Below are 326 nucleotides of genomic sequence, written 5' to 3' on the forward strand. Positions count from 1 at the left end.
CCTACTGGCTGGAGAAGGATCGTGCCGGCGGCTTCCCGCATGAGTTCTACGACGCGATGGCGCATGCGGGCTGGCTCGGCATCTGCATCCCCGAGGAATTCGGCGGCTCCGGTCTTGGCATCATGGAAGCCGCGATCATGATGCGCGCGATATCGGAATCGGGTGCGGGCATGTCGGGCGCCTCCGCGATTCATATGAATGTGTTCGGGCTCAATCCGGTGGTGGTGTTCGGCGACGATGCGCAGCGCGCGCGCATGCTGCCCGGCATCGTCGAGGGCCGCGAGAAAGCCTGCTTCGGGGTGACCGAGCCGAACACCGGTCTCAAC

At 65.0% G+C, this 326-nt stretch carries 1 protein-coding gene; it reads left to right on the top strand.

Annotation, left to right across the window (positions count from 1 at the left end):
• Positions 1–326: acyl-CoA dehydrogenase family protein (locus KDH83_RS32185; protein ID WP_212323279.1), on the top strand; the 326-nt coding region annotated here is incomplete at both ends.

It is taken from the genome of Achromobacter sp. Marseille-Q0513 (assembly GCF_018195695.1).
Classification (GTDB): domain Bacteria; phylum Pseudomonadota; class Gammaproteobacteria; order Burkholderiales; family Burkholderiaceae_B; genus Achromobacter.